The sequence below is a fragment of the Amycolatopsis sp. cg13 genome (assembly GCF_041346965.1).
GTDB lineage: Bacteria > Actinomycetota > Actinomycetes > Mycobacteriales > Pseudonocardiaceae > Amycolatopsis.
The window spans coordinates 6278918-6294910 of sequence record NZ_CP166848.1 but is presented as its reverse complement, the minus strand read 5'-3'; the positions used below and the strand labels follow the sequence as shown (position 1 = coordinate 6294910).

General features: G+C 68.2%; 15 protein-coding genes. 7 read left to right on the top strand and 8 right to left on the bottom strand.

All coding sequences use genetic code 11. From position 1 onward, the window contains the following. Positions 1-24 precede the first annotated feature (24 nt). A complete protein-coding gene (locus AB5I40_RS29310; RefSeq protein WP_370933457.1) occupies positions 25-447 on the bottom strand; it encodes an organic hydroperoxide resistance protein in 423 nt (140 codons plus the stop codon). A 133-nt stretch (positions 448-580) separates the two neighbouring features. Beyond that, on the bottom strand, positions 581-1153 hold the full coding sequence (locus tag AB5I40_RS29305) for an NADPH-dependent FMN reductase (protein ID WP_370933455.1): 573 nt from the start codon (positions 1151-1153) through the stop codon (positions 581-583). A gap of 129 nt (positions 1154-1282) precedes the next feature. Here AB5I40_RS29305 and AB5I40_RS29300 point away from each other — a divergent pair, with 129 nt between their 5' ends. After that, the gene (locus tag AB5I40_RS29300; protein WP_370933453.1) at positions 1283-2335 is read left to right on the top strand and encodes an alpha/beta hydrolase; all 1053 of its coding nucleotides are present in this window, start codon (positions 1283-1285) and stop codon (positions 2333-2335) included. Between the two features lie 114 nt (positions 2336-2449). Here the strand turns inward: AB5I40_RS29300 and AB5I40_RS29295 are convergent, their stop codons facing one another. Continuing rightward, the gene (locus AB5I40_RS29295) at positions 2450-3007 is read right to left on the bottom strand and encodes a hypothetical protein (protein WP_344265858.1); all 558 of its coding nucleotides are present in this window, start codon (positions 3005-3007) and stop codon (positions 2450-2452) included. Positions 3008-3679: 672 nt separating this feature from the next. On the opposite strand from AB5I40_RS29295, the gene AB5I40_RS29290 reads away from it, so the two are divergent. After that, positions 3680-4828, top strand: a complete 1149-nt coding sequence (locus tag AB5I40_RS29290; RefSeq protein ID WP_370940630.1) for an MFS transporter — start codon at positions 3680-3682, stop codon at positions 4826-4828. Between the two features lie 195 nt (positions 4829-5023). On the opposite strand, the gene AB5I40_RS29285 is transcribed toward AB5I40_RS29290, so the two are convergent. After that, the gene (locus AB5I40_RS29285) at positions 5024-5401 is read right to left on the bottom strand and encodes a hypothetical protein (protein ID WP_370933451.1); all 378 of its coding nucleotides are present in this window, start codon (positions 5399-5401) and stop codon (positions 5024-5026) included. A 59-nt stretch (positions 5402-5460) separates the two neighbouring features. Then, positions 5461-6651 (bottom strand): RtcB family protein, encoded by a 1191-nt coding sequence (locus tag AB5I40_RS29280; protein ID WP_370933450.1) that lies wholly within the window; start codon positions 6649-6651, stop codon positions 5461-5463. A 176-nt stretch (positions 6652-6827) separates the two neighbouring features. On the opposite strand from AB5I40_RS29280, the gene AB5I40_RS29275 reads away from it, so the two are divergent. Further along, positions 6828-8276 carry a M48 family metalloprotease gene (locus AB5I40_RS29275; protein ID WP_370933448.1) on the top strand — a complete coding sequence of 483 codons (1449 nt, stop codon included), beginning with the start codon at positions 6828-6830 and terminating at the stop codon, positions 8274-8276. Between the two features lie 95 nt (positions 8277-8371). Beyond that, complete coding sequence (locus AB5I40_RS29270) at positions 8372-9388, top strand: DUF4034 domain-containing protein (protein WP_370933447.1); 1017 nt, start codon at positions 8372-8374, stop codon at positions 9386-9388. A 71-nt stretch (positions 9389-9459) separates the two neighbouring features. Here the strand turns inward: AB5I40_RS29270 and AB5I40_RS29265 are convergent, their stop codons facing one another. Both AB5I40_RS29265 and AB5I40_RS29260 read right to left on the bottom strand, forming a co-directional pair. Further along, positions 9460-10500, bottom strand: coding sequence for an aspartate-semialdehyde dehydrogenase (locus AB5I40_RS29265; RefSeq protein WP_370933445.1), 1041 nt, complete (start codon positions 10498-10500; stop codon positions 9460-9462). Then, entirely contained in the window at positions 10500-11765 is a 1266-nt protein-coding gene (locus AB5I40_RS29260) for an aspartate kinase (RefSeq protein WP_037808437.1), read from the bottom strand. Before AB5I40_RS29260 ends, AB5I40_RS29265 begins: the two co-directional genes overlap by 1 nt. Positions 11766-12001: 236 nt before the next feature. Between AB5I40_RS29260 and AB5I40_RS29255 the strand changes: the two genes are divergently transcribed. Both AB5I40_RS29255 and AB5I40_RS29250 read left to right on the top strand, forming a co-directional pair. Further along, the gene (locus AB5I40_RS29255; RefSeq protein ID WP_370933443.1) at positions 12002-12592 is read left to right on the top strand and encodes a nitroreductase family protein; all 591 of its coding nucleotides are present in this window, start codon (positions 12002-12004) and stop codon (positions 12590-12592) included. A gap of 107 nt (positions 12593-12699) precedes the next feature. After that, entirely contained in the window at positions 12700-13365 is a 666-nt protein-coding gene (locus AB5I40_RS29250; RefSeq protein WP_370933441.1) for a hypothetical protein, read from the top strand. 125 nt (positions 13366-13490) lie between these two features. On the opposite strand, the gene AB5I40_RS29245 is transcribed toward AB5I40_RS29250, so the two are convergent. Beyond that, a complete protein-coding gene (locus AB5I40_RS29245) occupies positions 13491-13868 on the bottom strand; it encodes a hypothetical protein (protein ID WP_370933439.1) in 378 nt (125 codons plus the stop codon). 244 nt (positions 13869-14112) lie between these two features. Between AB5I40_RS29245 and leuA the strand changes: the two genes are divergently transcribed. Next, on the top strand, positions 14113-15897 hold the full coding sequence (gene leuA, locus AB5I40_RS29240; RefSeq protein ID WP_370933437.1) for a 2-isopropylmalate synthase: 1785 nt from the start codon (positions 14113-14115) through the stop codon (positions 15895-15897). Positions 15898-15993 lie beyond the last annotated feature (96 nt).

The following is a 15993-nucleotide window of genomic DNA, read 5'->3' as shown; positions in this document are numbered from 1 at the left end:
CGGGTGTCCCTCCTCGGTCCTGTTTCAGACGGTGGTAGTCAGCTCCACCTCGATGTTGCCGCGGGTCGCGTTGGAGTACGGGCAGACCTGGTGTGCTTGCTCGACCAGCTGGTCGGCGTCGGCCTTCGCCAAGCCGGGCAGCGAGACGTCGAGCCGCACGCCGAGCTGGAACCCGGCGTCCTTCTTGAACACGCTCACCGAACCGGTCACCGTCGCCGCCGGCAGCGCGACCTTCGCCTGCCGGGCCACGGCTTGCAGCGCGCTCAGGAAACACGCGGAGTACCCCGCGGCGAACAGCTGCTCCGGGTTGGTTTTGTCGCCGCCGGGACCGCCCATCTCCTTGGGGATCGCCAGCGACTCGTCGATCACGCCGTCCGAGGACGTCACGTCGCCGTTGCGGCCTTCTCCTCGCGCGGTCGCGACGGCGGTGTAGATCGGCTCGGCCATGCGTGTTACCTCCTCATTGGGGACGCCTCCGGAGTCAGCGTCTCAATGAGTCCAACGCTCCGCATCCGCGGAACAGTGCCCCGGCATGGCAGTCATCACCCCAGGAATAACCGGGATATGAAGAGGCCAAACGTCAGCGCGCGCGAAGCAGCGCGTGCTCCGCGACCTGCTCGCCGATGAGCCGCAACGTGCGGACGCTCTTCTCGTCGGAAGCGCCGCCGCCCTCGTCGAACTTCGTCTCGGCGGAGTTGATCGAACCACCCAAGGGAGTGGACCAGCCGCGCAGCGCGTGCGTGATCGTGCGGAGCTGTTCGAGCGTGGTGACCGCGGCCTGCCAGCCGTACGCGACCGCGGCGAGACCGACCGCGCGGCCGTCGAGGTAGGGACGGGTGTCTTCACGGAGGTCTTCGACGTAGTCCAGGGCGTTCTTGACCAGCCCGGACAGCCCGCCGTGATAGCCGGGCGAGACGACGATGAGGCCGTCCGCCTGGCGGATGCCCTCGATGAGCTTCCTCGCGCGTTCGTCCCGCTCCGGGATGGCGGTGTCGTAGAACGGCAGGACCAGCTCGGGACCCGGGATCAGCTCGGTCACGACGCCGCGTTCCTCAGCGGCGGCGAGCGCGATGCGCAACGCGCGCTCGGATTGCGAGCCCTCTCGCAGCGAGCCGCCAATGCCCAGCACCTTGACCTTTTTTGCTGAAGTCACAGGTCGAGGCTAACCCCTCGACCTAAGTAGAGGACCAGGATCTGAGACGGAGGCTTGAGTCACACACCGACTGGACCAACGTACCTACTGGCAAGTAGCCTCGGCTCATCCGGCGTTCGAGGAGGAACGATGGCGATTCCGCCGCAGATCCGCGTCCAGACTGCCGCCGCGCAGTTGTTGTTCTGGCTGCCCCGTCCGGTGCGGAGGCTGATCGCCGGAGCGCCGCTGCGGCTGGACGGCCAGGAACTCGCCCTCGACGCCCAGTTGCTGCTGCGGTTGCAGAAGCTCTCCGGAGCTTCGCTGGTCAACGGGTCGGTCGAGCGGTCGCGCGCGCTGCTGGAGGCGAGCCAGCACCTGGTGAACGGCAAGCGAGTCAACCCCGTCGCGACCCGTGACGTCGCCATCCCGTCCGGCGACGCGTCACTGGACGCCACTCTCTACACCCCGGCCGGGCTGCCCGAACCGTCGCCGCTTCTGGTGTTCTTCCACGGCGGCGGCTGGGTCATCGGCAGCCGGGCCACGCACGACAACGCCGCGCGCTACCTCGCGAAGCACGCCGGGGTCCGAGTGCTGTCCGTGGAGTACCGGCTCGCGCCGGAGAGCCCGTTCCCCGGGCCGGTCGAGGACGCGCTGGCCGCGTTCGACTACGCACACGCCAAGGCAGCTGACCTCGGCGCGGACCCGGACCGGATCGCGGTGGGCGGCGACAGCGCGGGCGGCAACCTGTCCGCCGTCGTCGCGCTGGAGGCGACTCGACGCGGCGGCCCGGCGCCCGCGTTCCAGCTGTTGATCTACCCGGCCGTCGACTTCACCACGCGACGCCGCTCTCGCGAACTGTTCGGCGAAGACCTCTTCCTCACCGACGAGGCGATGGTGTGGTTCGAAGGGCATTACGCGCCCGAGGGCGTCGACAAGGCCGATCCGCGGATGTCGCCGCTGCTCGCGTCTGACCACAGTGGACTCCCGCCCGCCTACATCGTGACCGCGGGCTTCGACCCGCTGCGCGACGAAGGCGAGGCGTACGCGGAAAAACTGCGTGCCGCAGGGGTTCCGGTGGCGCTCAGCCGGCAGGCCGACCTGATCCACGGATTCCTCAACTTCGCCGGGGTCGGGACGCGGTTCCGGGAGGCGATCGCGGAGATGGCCGGTGCGTTGCGGGTGGGACTCGCGAAGCGCTCGTGAGCGGCGATGCCGGTTAGAACCGGCGTAGCCACTCACGAGGCTTGACATGGAACGGAGCCTGGCGCGGCGAACCGCACCAGGCTCCGGGCCTTTTCCCCTCCTGTTTCAGGCTGCTCAGGTGCCAGGCACTGGCACCGGTGCGGGCACCGGCGGAGCCGGAAGCGGCGGCGTCGGTACCGGCAGCGGCGGCACCGGCACCCCGCCGAGCAGCCCGCCCAGCAGGCTGGTCACCGCGGCGAGCAGGCCCTTGACCAGGTCGCTCACCGCCTTCAGCGGTCCGGGAAGGTCGGGCAGCGGCGGGATCGGCAACGGCGGGATCTGCCGCGGCGTGGCCGTCGGGTCGGCGAGGAGCCGGTTGGACTCGTCCGCGCGGACCTTCGCCGCCGACGAGAGCTGCTGGGTTTCGGATTGGACCTGGTAGCGCTTGCCGGCCGCGATGTCGGCGAGCACCGGGCTGAGCTTGCCCAGGTCCGCCCTCGTCTTCGCGACATCGCCCGCGTACGCCACCTTGGTCAGGTCGTCCCGCATCTGCAGTACCTGCGCGGCGACGGCTTGAGTGGCCGAAGAGCCCTTGCCTCCCGCCGGGCTCGCGGAGGCCATCCCCGAAGTGCCGACGGCCAGCAGACTGCCCGCGGCGACCACGGCGATGATCCGCCCGATCTTGCCTTTCATTCTTTACCTCCCTGGCCTTTGGGACCTGCCGGGTAAATCGATACCCGCCGTGTCGGACGAACACCAGCCGATCACCGGATAGGGAGTTTTTCTAACACTTACGTGCCGAATCCAAGAACGGGGAACCGGCCCGCAATTGATTAACGTGGACGGCTTGCGCGTCCCCCGACGATCACGGACCGCGGACCTGAATCTGACTCATAGTAGCCGGATTGCCCGAATGGCGGCACTGCTCACTCACACAGGCGTAGTTCGTGATCGATTACCTTCATCACCCCGTCGGGACGCGCGATCTCGCTCGTCCGACCGTGGTGGGTCCCCCACGCACGCACCGCCGCCCGCATTCGGGTCCGCACCCCTTTTTCCGGGGCTCGCCGCCGGTTCGACCGGAAAACTCCAAGGTCGGCGCGTAAATCTGAAAAACTGTTCGCGAATGGGCGGCGAGAATGCTTTTTCGCGTCGCCGATGAAGTTATCACCCAGGTCGCCACCGCATTTTCCGGCCCCGCCGAACGCCTGCGCGACACCCGACCGGGTGCCGGGGCGGCGCGTAGGGGGTGTGACGAAAAGAAGTTGCACGCTCGTACCAACTCTTGCTCTCATGGGGTACGTGCCTTTTCAGCCGTATCGCCGCGTCCTGAGCGTCCCTGGGGTCCGCCCGTCGATGGCGCTGATGTTCTTCGCACGCGTACCCATGACGATGACCGGCGTGACGCTGACGCTGTACGTCGTCAGCGGTCTCGGCCGGGGCTACGGCGCGGCGGGCGTCGTCGGCGCGGCCGTCACGCTGGGCATGGCACTCGGCGCGCCGTTGATCGGGCGCACCATCGACCGGTACGGCCTGCGTCCAGTGGTCGCGGTGTGCGGGCTGTCGTCCACTGCGTTCTGGTTCGCGGCTCCGCATCTTTCTTACGGCGCGCTGGTGGTGTGCGCGCTGCCGGCCGGCGTGCTGTCGGTGCCCGCGGGTTCGCTGGCGCGGCAGATCCTGGCCGCGCTCGTGCCCGCTGACCAGCGGCGCGCGGCGTACTCGCTGGACACGATCCTGGTCGAGGCGTCGTTCATGATCGGCCCGGCGGCCGGGATCGCGGCGATCTCGGGGCTGTCGGCGACGCTGACCCTGAGCGGCATCGGCACCATCTTCGGCATCACCGCGCTGCTGATCTTCCTGCTCAACCCGCCGATCCGGAACGAGGACGAACTCGCCCCGATCGGCGCCGTGCGCCCGCCGCTGCGGTCCTGGCTGACCGGACGGCTGCTGGCGACCCTGCTGATCGCCGCCGGGACGCTGTTCTGCCTGGTCGGCACGGAGGTCGCGACGCTGGCCGCGCTGCGCTCGCACGGCGACGTCGGCTGGACCGGCCTGGTCATCGCGGTGATGTGCGCGGCGTCGATGATCGGCGGCATCGTGCACGGCGCGGTGCGGAAATCGCTGCCGCAGGGATTGCTGATGCTGCTGCTCGCGCTGCTGGTGATCCCGGTCGGGCTCGCGACGCAGCCGTGGTGGCTGCTGATGCTCCTGCTGATCCCGACGAACCTGGTCTGCGCCCCGACGCTCGCGGCCACCACGGAGGCGGTCAGCGAACTCGCGCCGCCCGCCGTTCGCGGCGAGGCGATGGGCCTGCAGGACGCGTCGACCCGGCTAGGGCTGGCCGCGGGGAGCCCCGTGGTCGGGTTCGCGATCGACCATTCGAGCCCGGCGTGGGGTTTCGCGGCGGCCGGGCTCGGCGGCCTGGCGCTGGCGGCGCTGGGACTGGTGTGGTCGCTGCGCCGGAGTTCGGTGCGGACACCTTCGCTGGCGGCCGCGGTCCGCGCTCGCCGCTGACCTGGGCTGACCTAGTTCCACCTCGGGGCACGCCAGGGCCGCCGGATCGGGCCGGGGCAAGCGGGGCCGGGCCGGGCAGGCGGGCAGACAAGTCCGGCCGGGCCAAGCGGGGCCGGGCCGGGCAAGCCGGGCCGGGCAGGCAAGCCGAAGCCGGTCGGGCGGGCCAGATTGGGGCAGCGCAGGGCAAGGCACCAGTCAGGTGCAGGCTTTGCGCAGCCCGTCGAGCTTCTCCAGGTTCCGCTTGGTCCACCGAGCGATCACGCCGGCGTCCTCGAGGTGTTCCTTCTGCACCTGGACGTACGAGTCGGCCATGCCGAGGAGGGCGTTCTTGACGTTCTCTTCCTTGACGTTGGCCGCCAGTTCGCGCAGTCGCCGTTCCTTGTCCTGCGCGCGGGCCTTGAGCTTGTCGCCGTCCACCAACGGGTTCAGGTCCGCCAGCCCCAGCGCTTCGGTGCACGTGGAGACCTTGTCCACCGCGGAATTCGTCTGATTGACCGCCGAATCGACCTGGTCGCATCCGGCCAGCAGCGTTCCGGCCGCCACTACCGCGACAGCCACCCCCCAGTGCTTCATGCACTTCAGGGTAGCGGGTCCCGCGAGCGGACCAGTGCGGTTCGCCCGCGGGGAATCCCTCAACCCTTCACGCACACGACCTGCTTGAGGTGCGCGACCACCTCGACCAGGTCGGTCTGTGCCTTGATCACCGTCTCGATGTCCTTGTACGCGGACGGGATCTCGTCGACGACCCCGGTGTCCTTCCGGCATTCCACGCCCTCGGTCTGCGCGACGAGGTCGGCGGCGGTGAACGTCTTGCGGGCCTTCGTCCGCGACATCCGCCGCCCGGCGCCGTGGGACGCGGATTCGAACGACGCGGTGTTGCCGAGTCCGCGCACGATGTACGAGCCGGTTCCCATGCTGCCCGGGATGATCCCGAGATCGCCGGAGCCGGCGCGGATCGCGCCCTTGCGGGTGACGAGCAGGTCGACGCCGTCGTAGGTTTCCTCGGCGACATAGTTGTGATGGCACGAAACCGCGTCGTCGAAACTGGTGCCCGGGATGACCTCCGCGACCGCGAGCTTCACCAGCGCGATCATCGTCGCCCGGTTCCGTGCCGCGTAGTCCTGCGCCCAGAACAGATCGCGCCGGTACGCCCGCATTTCCGGTGTGTTCGCGACGAACACCGACAGATCGGGATCCGGCAGATCCCGGTTGTGCGGCAGTTTCCGCGCGATCGCCATGTGCCGCTCAGCGAGTTCCTTGCCGATGTTGCGCGAACCCGAATGCAGCATCAGCCACACGCGGCCCTCGTCGGCTCCGCCCTGTTCGAGGCAGACCTCGATGAAATGGTTGCCGCCGCCGAGGCTGCCGATCTGCCGCGCCGCCCGGTCGGCCAGGTCCTGGACGCCCTCGTGCAGATCGCCGAACGACTTCCAGAACGTGTCCCAACCGCCGACGCCGTGCACCTTCGCGGTGTTGACCGGCGTCTTGTGCAGCCCGAACCCGACCGGCACCGCCGATTCGATCCGCTTGCGCAGCTTGCCGAGGTCGTCCGGCAGGTCGCTCGCGGTGAGCGACGTCCGCACCGCGCTCATCCCGCAGCCGATGTCGACGCCGACCGCGGCAGGCGAGACGGCGTCGCGCATGGCGATGACACTGCCCACCGTCGCGCCCTTGCCGTAGTGGACGTCGGGCATCACCGCGACGCCGTGCACCCACGGAAGGTTGGCGACGTTGCGCAGCTGACGCATCGCTTGGTCTTCGACCGACGCGGGGTCTGCCCACATCCGGATCGGAACCCGCTCGCCGTCCACTGCCGTGTACATGACTTTCCTTTCCCAGAACGAAGTTTGCCCGCTCAGCATCCGGCACCCCGGCGCTCGCGACAACGGGTTTTCTGTCATCGGGGCACGAGTGAAACGAAATCGGCCCCCGCGTCGATAACGCGCTCGGACGACCGGTTCGCCCAGGGTGCCGGTCTTGGGGAGGATTCCGTTTTTCGATGAAGAACTCGTCGCGGGCGTTGCTCGCTGTCTTGCTGCTGGCCGGTTTTCCGGTGCTGGTGCTCGCCGTCGCCGCGTCGATGATCTGGCTGGAGATCGCCGCGTACCAGCACAGTCCGTTCACCGCGGGACGGCTTGGCATCCTTGTCGTTCCGGTGCTGTACGTGCTGTTCACCGCCCTGCTGACGTTCGAGCGGACCCGCGACGACGACGTGCCCGGCCTGCCCGTCACTCCTGAGGAGCAGCCGGAACTGTGGGCGGCCGTTCGCGAACTCGCCCAGGAAATCGGCACTCGGCCGCCGGATGAGATTTACCTGATTCCCCAGGTCAACGCGTCGGTGTACGAGCAGACGCACTGGCTGGGGCTGCGCGTGCGGAGGCGCCGGATGTTCATCGGCGCGCAGCTTTTCGCCGGGATGCGGGTCAGTCAGCTCCGCGCCATTCTCGGGCACGAGCTTGGCCACTACAGCAATCGCCACACCCGGTTCGCCGGCGCGACTTACCGCGGACGGCAGACGATCGGCCGAGTCCTGAATGGACTCCATTCGACCTGGTCGGCCCGGATGCTGCGGCCGGTCTTCAGCACGTACGCCGCCCTGTACTTCCGGGTCTCGATGAGCGTGAACCGGCAACAGGAACTCGCCGCGGACGCCGCGTCCGCGCGGGTAGCGGGCTCCACCGCCGCGGCGACCGCGTTGCGCGAGGTCGAGGTGCTCGACACGGCTTGGCGGCTCTTCCTGAGCAAGTACGCGACCATCGCCTGGTCCGCCGGCTACCTGCCGCAACGGATGGCCGAGGGCTACCAACTTCTGCTCACCGACGAGAAACGCGCGAAGAAATTGGCTTCCGTGCGGGAGAATCCGCCCTCCGAGCCGACCTCGCAGTACGACAGCCACCCGCCGACTTCCGAACGGATCGCGCTGCTGGAGGCCGCGCCGGACGTCCCCGTGCCGCCCGGCGGCGAACGGCCGGCGACGGATCTTCTCCGCAACGGGCCGGCACTGCTGGAAGCGGTGCTGGCGACCGGTTTCACGGCGGGAGCGTCCTCGAAGAAGAAGGTCGACTGGGCCAGCCTGGTCGACATTGGGATGCGCAACTCCAATCAAGTCGAAGCGTTGCGGATTCGCCGCAGCCGCAGCCTCGACGAACTGCTCGACCTGCTCGACACCGGACGCCTTGAGGACATCGCCGGCCCCAACGCCCCGGTGACGGCCGGAGCACGGGCGAAGCGCGAGCTCTACCGGCCGCAAGTCCACAGTCGACTGTCCATTGTGGTGCACGCGGAACTCGCCAAAGCCGATGCGGCGCACTGGGAACTGTCCTGGTCCGGACCGGCGAAGCTAGTGCTGGCCGAACCGTATGCCACCGAACTTGATCCCGCCGTCGGCGCGGCCATCGACGGGGACACCGCTCCGCTCCGTGCGTTGCTCGCCCCGCTTCATTCCTGAGAGGAACCCCCTTGCTCGGCTTTATCAAGCTGTACACCGTTCCGAGGTATCGCCGAATGATGAAGGCGGTCGCGAAAGACGCGAAGAAGCGCGGAATGAGCACTTTCGAATTCATGGACACCCTCAGCCAGGAGGACATGGCCCGCTACCTCACTCCGCCGATCAAGCAGACCGACACCGCCCGCTTCGGACTTCCCGCGGACGACGAAATCACCGAAGACCGGCTGCTGCCCGAACCGGTTCGCGCCGCCCGAGACGCCCACCGAGCCGGAGAATGGCGGCCGGGCGCGGACTTGCTGGCGGAAATCGGCACGGACTGGGACCGCCGCAGCACCGCGGTGGGCGTCCTTTCCGAGGCCGCGGCCGACGACGACACCGCGTTGAAAGCCTGGCGCACCGCCCGTCCCGACGACGCGGACGCCGCCATCGTCCACGCGGACTCGCTCACGAAGGTCGCCTGGCAGATCCGGAGTTCGCACCGGGCGAGCAAAGTCAGCGCGGAGCAATTCGCCGGTTTCCTGCGCGTCCTCGAACAGGCCGACGAGGCTTGCCAGATCGCCGCGGAACTCGCCCCGGAAGACCCGACGCCGTGGGAAAAGCGGTGCTCGATCGCGATGGGCCGCCAGTACTCGCACGACGATTTCCGCGAGGTATGGGCTGGCGTGCTGGAACGGGACCCGTTGCACGTCGCCGCACACGGCCGCGCGATGCAGTACTGGTGCGCGAAGTGGTTCGGCTCGCACGAGCTGATGTGGGAGTTCGCCGAGGAAGGCGCGGCGAAGCACCCGAAGCTGGCGTGGCTCCCGCTGGCGGCTGCTTTCGAAATGTGGGCCGCGGACGTCAAGGACCCGTGGCAGGACAAGCGGGTCACGCAGGCGCTCGAGGTTTTGCTGCCCTGGCTCGACGGGGACGGCCGCGATACGCCGGATGCCCGGGACAGCCGGGCGTTCGCCGCCCGCGCGCTGGTGGAGCTGAAGCGGGGCGAGGAGGCGATCGAGCAGTTCCGCCACCTCGGCGCGCATGCGGACGGTTTCGTGTGGTCGTACCACGCGTTCGGTTCGGTGCACGAGTTCCGGAAGTTCCGGAGCAAGGCCTGCCGGCTGGCCAAGTAGCGAGACCGGAACCGCGAAAGTGAAAACTGCCCGGCTCCTGAACCAGGGACCGGGCAGTTTTACTGGGAAACTCAGCGGTTCTGCGCCACCAGCTCCGCGATCTGCACGGTGTTGAGCGCCGCCCCCTTGCGAAGGTTGTCGGCGGAAACGAACAGCACCAGCCCACGGCCATCCGGCACACCCGGGTCAGTACGAATGCGGCCGACCAAGCTCGGGTCAATACCCGCGGCCTGCAGCGGCGTCGGCACGTCCGCGAGCTGCACGCCCGGCGCGGTCGACAACAGTTCCGTCGCCCGCTCGACCGACAGCGGCCGTTCGAATTCGACGTTCACCGACAGCGAGTGCCCGGTGAACACCGGGACCCGCACGCACGTTCCCGAAACCAGCAGATCCGGGATGCCCAGGATCTTCCGGCTTTCGTTGCGCAGCTTCTGTTCCTCGTCCGTCTCGAACGTGCCGTCGTCCACAATGGACCCGGCCATCGGCAGGACGTTGAACGCGATCGGCGCGACGTACTTGGCCGGGGCCGGGAATTCGACCGCCGAACCGTCGTGGGTGAGCGAGGCCGCGCGCGAGGCGACGGCGTTCACCTGCGCGGCCAGCTCGTCGACGCCGGCCAGGCCGCTTCCGGAGACTGCCTGGTAGGTGCTCGCGATGATCCGGACCAGGCCGGCTTCGTCGTGCAGCGGCTTGAGGACCGGCATCGCGGCCATCGTGGTGCAGTTGGGGTTCGCGATGATCCCCTTGCGCGCGTCCTTGATCGCTTCCGGGTTGACCTCGCTGACGACCAGCGGCACGTCCGGGTCGCGGCGGTAGGCCGACGAGTTGTCGACCACGATCGCGCCCGCCTCGGCGAATCGCGGTGCCTGTTCGCGCGAGGTCGCGCCGCCCGCGGAGAACAGCGCGATGTCCAAACCGGACAGATCAGCGGTCGCGGTGTCCTCGACGGTGATTTCCTCGCCGCGCCACGGCAAGGTGCGTCCCGCTGAGCGGGCCGAGGCGAAGTACCGGATCTGCTCGACCGGGAAGTTGCGCTCGTCGAGCAGCTTGCGCATCACGGCGCCGACCTGGCCGGTCGCCCCGACCACGCCGACGCGAAGACCCTGTGCCATCAGCGACCACTCCCCGCGTAGACGACGGCTTCCTCGTCGCCGCCCAGTTCGAACGCCTCGTGGATCGCGCGCACCGCCTCGTCCAGCTGCGCGTCGCGGATCAGCACCGAAATGCGGATCTCCGAGGTGTTGATGATTTCGATGTTCACGCCCGCGTTGGCCAGCGCCTCGCAGAACGTCGCCGTGACGCCCGGGTGCGAACGCATCCCGGCGCCGACGAGCGACACCTTGCCGACGTGGTCGTCGTACAGGACCGACTCGAAGCCGATCTCCGCCTTGATCTTCTCGAGTTCCTTGACCGCCTTGGCCCCGTTGGCCTTCGACAGCGTGAAGGTGATGTCGGTGCGGCCGGACGACGTGCTGGACACGTTCTGCAGCACCATGTCGATGTCGATCTCGGCGTCGGCGACGACCCGGAAGATCTTGCCCGCGGCGCCGGCGTGGTCCGGCACGCCGGTCACGGTGATCTTCGCTTCCGAGCGGTCGTGTGCCACACCGGTGATCAGCGCTTGTTCCACGGGGATCTCCTCGATCGATCCGGCCACCGTGGTGCCCGGCTTGTCGCTGTAAGAAGAACGGACTCGGATCGGCACGCCGTAGCGGCGCGCGTACTCGACCGAACGCAGGTGCAGGATCTTCGATCCGCTCGCCGCGAGCTCCAGCATCTCCTCGTACGGGATGGTGTCGAGCTTTTTGGCGTCCGGCACGATCCGGGGGTCGGCCGAATACACACCGTCCACATCGGAATAGATCTCGCAGACATCCGCGTTCAGCGCGGCAGCGAGCGCCACCGCGGTGGTGTCGGAACCGCCGCGGCCGAGCGTCGTGATGTCCTTGGTGTCCTGTGCCACGCCTTGGAAACCGGCCACCAGCGCGACGTAACCCTGCTCCAGCGCCTCGGTGACGCGGCTCGGAGTGACGTCGATGATGCGCGCGTTGCCGTGCACCGACGTGGTGACCACGCCCGCTTGCGAACCGGTGAACGACCATGCCTGCGCGCCTTGGGCGGAAATCGCCATCGCGACCAGCGAATTCGAAATGCGCTCACCGGCGGTGAGCAGCATGTCCATTTCCCGCTCCGGCGGCGCCGGGTTCACTTGCTGCGCCAGATCGAGCAGCTCATCAGTGGTGTCGCCCATCGCCGAGCACACGACGACCACGTCGTTGCCCGCCTTCTTGGTCGCGACGATCCGTTCTGCCACGCGCTTGATCCGGTCGGCACTTTCCAGCGACGATCCGCCGTACTTCTGGACCACGAGGGCCACGCCCGAACCTCCTTGACGGGCCGGGGCGTACTCCTTGGAGGGCACCGAGGAGCGCCCACGGCCCTTCATTTGGAGAAGAGCCTACCGGCGCGAACGGCGCCCGCCACCCCATCGAGTGGTCCGCCACCGCCTCCTCGGAGCATTTGGAAGTAAATTTTCCTTGACGCCAGGGGAAAGCTCGAAGCCCTTCCTCCGGAGTGACGGAGAGCACTCCCGGTCGTACTACGGTTCGCCGCATGCGCAAACCAGCCGAGACGAGCGTCCCCGTCGCGCCGGCCATCGCCGAGCGCTGGAGCCCGCGGGCCTACGACGAGACCGCCGAGATCACCACCGTCCAGCTGACCGCATTGCTCGAAGCCGCCAGGTGGGCGCCGTCTTTCGGCAACACCCAACCGGCGCGCTACCTCGTCGGCCGACGGGGCGATCCGGTCTTCCCGCGACTGCTCGCGACCCTGAACTCCGGGAACCAGGCGTGGGCGTTCCGGGCGAGCGCGCTGCTGATCGGCGTGATGGTCACCACGAACGAGAAGGGCGAGGTGCCCTACACCGACTACGGGCTGGGCTTGGCGACCGAGAACCTCGTCCTGCAGGCGGTCGAACTCGGGCTGATCGCGCACCAGATGGCGGGGTTCTCCCCGGACGCGGTCCGCGAGGAGTTCGGCCTGCCTTCCGACGCGGTGGCCCGGGTGGCGATCGCCGTCGGATACGCCGCCGATCCCTCGGTGCTGGAGGACCCGCGCCGCATCGAACGGGAGCTCGCGCCCCGCCGACGGCTGCCGCTCGAGGAGTTCGCATTCGGCGACCGATGGGGCTCACCGGCACTGTGACCGATCCGTGAGCATTCGAGGGAACCGGCGCCCCGCTTCCGAGGTCAGATAGGCACCAAACCGGTCAGGCCACTGAATCGGTGGGAGATTCCTCAAGGAGTGACGAGATGCGTACTGGGGTGCCGGTTTTGATGGCGGTTTCCGCAACTGCGATGGCGTTCGCGCTGTCCGGATGTTCCAGCTCGGACGACAAGGCTCCCACTCCGGCGATCGCCACGCCGCCCGCTTCGTCCTCGGCCGCGCCTGCGTCTTCCTCGGCCGCCGCGCCCGCTGGCGACTCCGCCTCGGCCGAGTACACGAAGCAGGGCACGAAGCTGAAGATCGGCGAGAAGGCCGTGGTGCCGTTCAAGTCCCAGAAGAACACCGGCGCGATCGGCGTGACGGTGACCGGCATCGACAAGGGCGTCGAGGCTGACCTCGCCCCGCTGAAGCTCGGCGACCGGGCGAAGGGCATGACGCCGTACTACATCCAGGTCAAGGTCACGAACGAGACCGGATCGGACTTCGCGTACAGCTCGCTGGGCCTGATGAACGGCTTGCTCGCGGACGGCACCAGCGGCCCGCACGTGACGGTGATCGGCAAGTTCGAGAAGTGCGACAGCGGGAACTCCGGCAAGGCCTTCACTACGAAGGGCGCTTCGTACACCAGCTGCGTGCTGGCGCTGGCCCCGGCTGGCGCGGAGGTCAAGGGGGCTAGCTACGGGGCTAGCACTTATCGGGACCTGGCTCCGAACACGGATTACGGCAAGGACGCGGTGACCTGGCAGTCCTGAGACCCAGGTGGGGCAGCTCGACGGCCAGGCGGCTGGTCAACGGGCGAATTCAAGGAAGCAGCTGTTTCCTTGAATTCGCTCACCCCGCAGTTCAAGAACCTTGAACTGTCGCGGGCGGCGGCCAGTCAGGCGCCAGCGCCCCCGACGCGACGAATGATCTTCGCCAGAATCCCCGACACGACCAGCCAGAACACCGCCGCGATGCCGTAGTTCACCAGCACCCGCAGCTTCGCGTCGCTCGGCGTGAACAGGTCCCTGAAGCCGAGCGACAAGCCGTCGGCCCAGCTGCGGACGAACGAGACGATGCCGTTGCCCTGGTTGGCCTCGCCGATGACGAAAATCACGTGCAGCACCAAGACCGCGGCGAACAGCAGACCGACCCAGCGCACGAGTGACGCGATGAACGACACCGCGCGCTCACGAGTGCGCCGCCAGTCCACCGGGGTGCGCTGGGGTCGCGCCTTCGCCTCGGTTTCCTGCGCTTGTTCCGCGTGCTCGCCCATGCCGGGCAGTCTGGCACGTCGCCTCGCGGCCCGCTACCCGCTAGTAACAGGTATCAGCCACCCGACGTAACAGTTCGATCGCGGCGGGCGGCTTTCCTTTCGGCGCGTCGGGTGGTTACAGTGACCCCGTGGCGCGTGAACTCCTGCTTCGCTGCCGCGACGGGGCCTGATCTGACCGGCTCCTCGTCGCGGGGCTTTGTGGTGCCGGTCGTCCGCACCGAACCCGTCAGGAGATTTTCCCGCGATGAGCACCGACCCCCGCACCACTAACTCCCGTCTGCGCACGCCCTCTCGTCCCGCGCCCGCCGGACAGCCCTCGTGGAATCCGCAGCGCGGCACGTCCATGCCGGTGCACCGGTACCGCCCCTGGTACGACGTAGTCGAGAACATCGACGTACCCGACCGCACCTGGCCGGACAAGCGCATCGAGCGCGCGCCGCTGTGGTGTGCGGTCGACCTGCGCGACGGCAACCAGGCGTTGATCGACCCGATGTCGCCCGCGCGCAAGCGCAAGTTCTTCGACCTGCTGGTCCGCATGGGCTACAAGGAGATCGAGGTCGGCTTCCCGGCCGCGTCGCAGACCGATTTCGACTTCGTGCGCGAGATCATCGAAGAGGGCGCGATCCCGGACGACGTGCACATCCAGGTGCTGACCCAGTGCCGCCCCGAGCTGATCGAGCGCACCTTCAAGTCGCTCGAAGGCGCGCCGAGGGCGATCGTCCACATTTACAACTCGACGTCGATCCTGCAGCGCCGCGTGGTGTTCCGCGAGGAGCGCGAGGGCATCAAGAAGATCGCCACCTCGGCCGCGGAAATGGTCGTCGAGCTGGCGGCGAAGCAGCCGGACACCGACTTCCGCTTCCAGTACTCGCCCGAGTCCTACACCGGCACCGAGCTGTCGTACGCGCTCGAGGTGTGCAACGCGGTCACCGAAATCTGGCAGCCGACGCCGCAGAAGCCGGTGATCCTGAACCTGCCGGCGACCGTCGAGATGGCGACGCCGAACGTCTACGCCGACTCGATCGAGTGGATGAGCCGCAACCTGGAACGCCGCGATTCGGTGGTCCTGTCGCTGCACCCGCACAACGACCGCGGCACCGGCATCGCCGCCGCCGAACTGGGCTACCAGGCCGGCGCGGACCGGATCGAGGGCTGTCTGTTCGGCAACGGCGAGCGCACCGGCAACGTCGACCTGGTCGCGCTGGGCATGAACCTCTACAGCCAGGGCATCGACCCGCAGATCGACTTCTCCGACATGGACGAGATCAAGCGGACCGTCGAGTACTGCAACCAGCTGCCCGTCCCGGAACGCTCGCCGTGGGGCGGCGACCTGGTGTTCACCGCTTTCTCCGGCAGCCACCAGGACGCGATCAACAAGGGCCTCGACGCGATGAAGGACGCCGCGGACAAGAAAGGCGTCCCGGTCGACGAGCACCCGTGGGAGGTCCCGTACCTGCCGATCGACCCGAAGGACGTCGGCCGCACCTACGAGGCCGTGATCCGGGTGAACTCGCAGTCCGGCAAGGGCGGCGTCGCCTACATCATGAAGGCCGAGCACCAGCTGGACCTGCCGCGCCGGCTGCAGATGGAGTTCTCGAAGGTCATCCAGGCCTACACCGACACCGAGGGCGGCGAGGTCGACCCGGCCACCATGTGGCGCGCGTTCTCGGCCGAGTACCTGGAGTCGAAGACCCCGCTGGAGCTGATCAAGCAACGGGTCACCGACAACGGCGGCGGCGAGTACGACCTCGAGGCCACGGTGAAGGTCGAGGGCGACGAGCACGAGATCACCGGCCGCGGCAACGGGCCGATCGCCGCGTTCTTCGACGCACTGTCCACTGTGGGCTACGACCTGCGGCTCCTGGACTACAGCGAGCACACGCTGAGCCCCGGCGACGACTCGCGCGCCGCGTCCTACATCGAATGCGCGATCTCCGACCGCGTGTTCTGGGGCATCGGCGTCGACCCGTCGATCGTCACCGCTTCGCTGCGGGCCGTGGTGAGCGCGGTCAACCGGGCGAACCGTTGACCCGAGCCTGATGCGCCCCAATGTGGCATTGGGTGCGTCACACGCACCCAATGTGGCGTTCGGTGCATCGCATGCACCCAATGCCACATTGGGGCG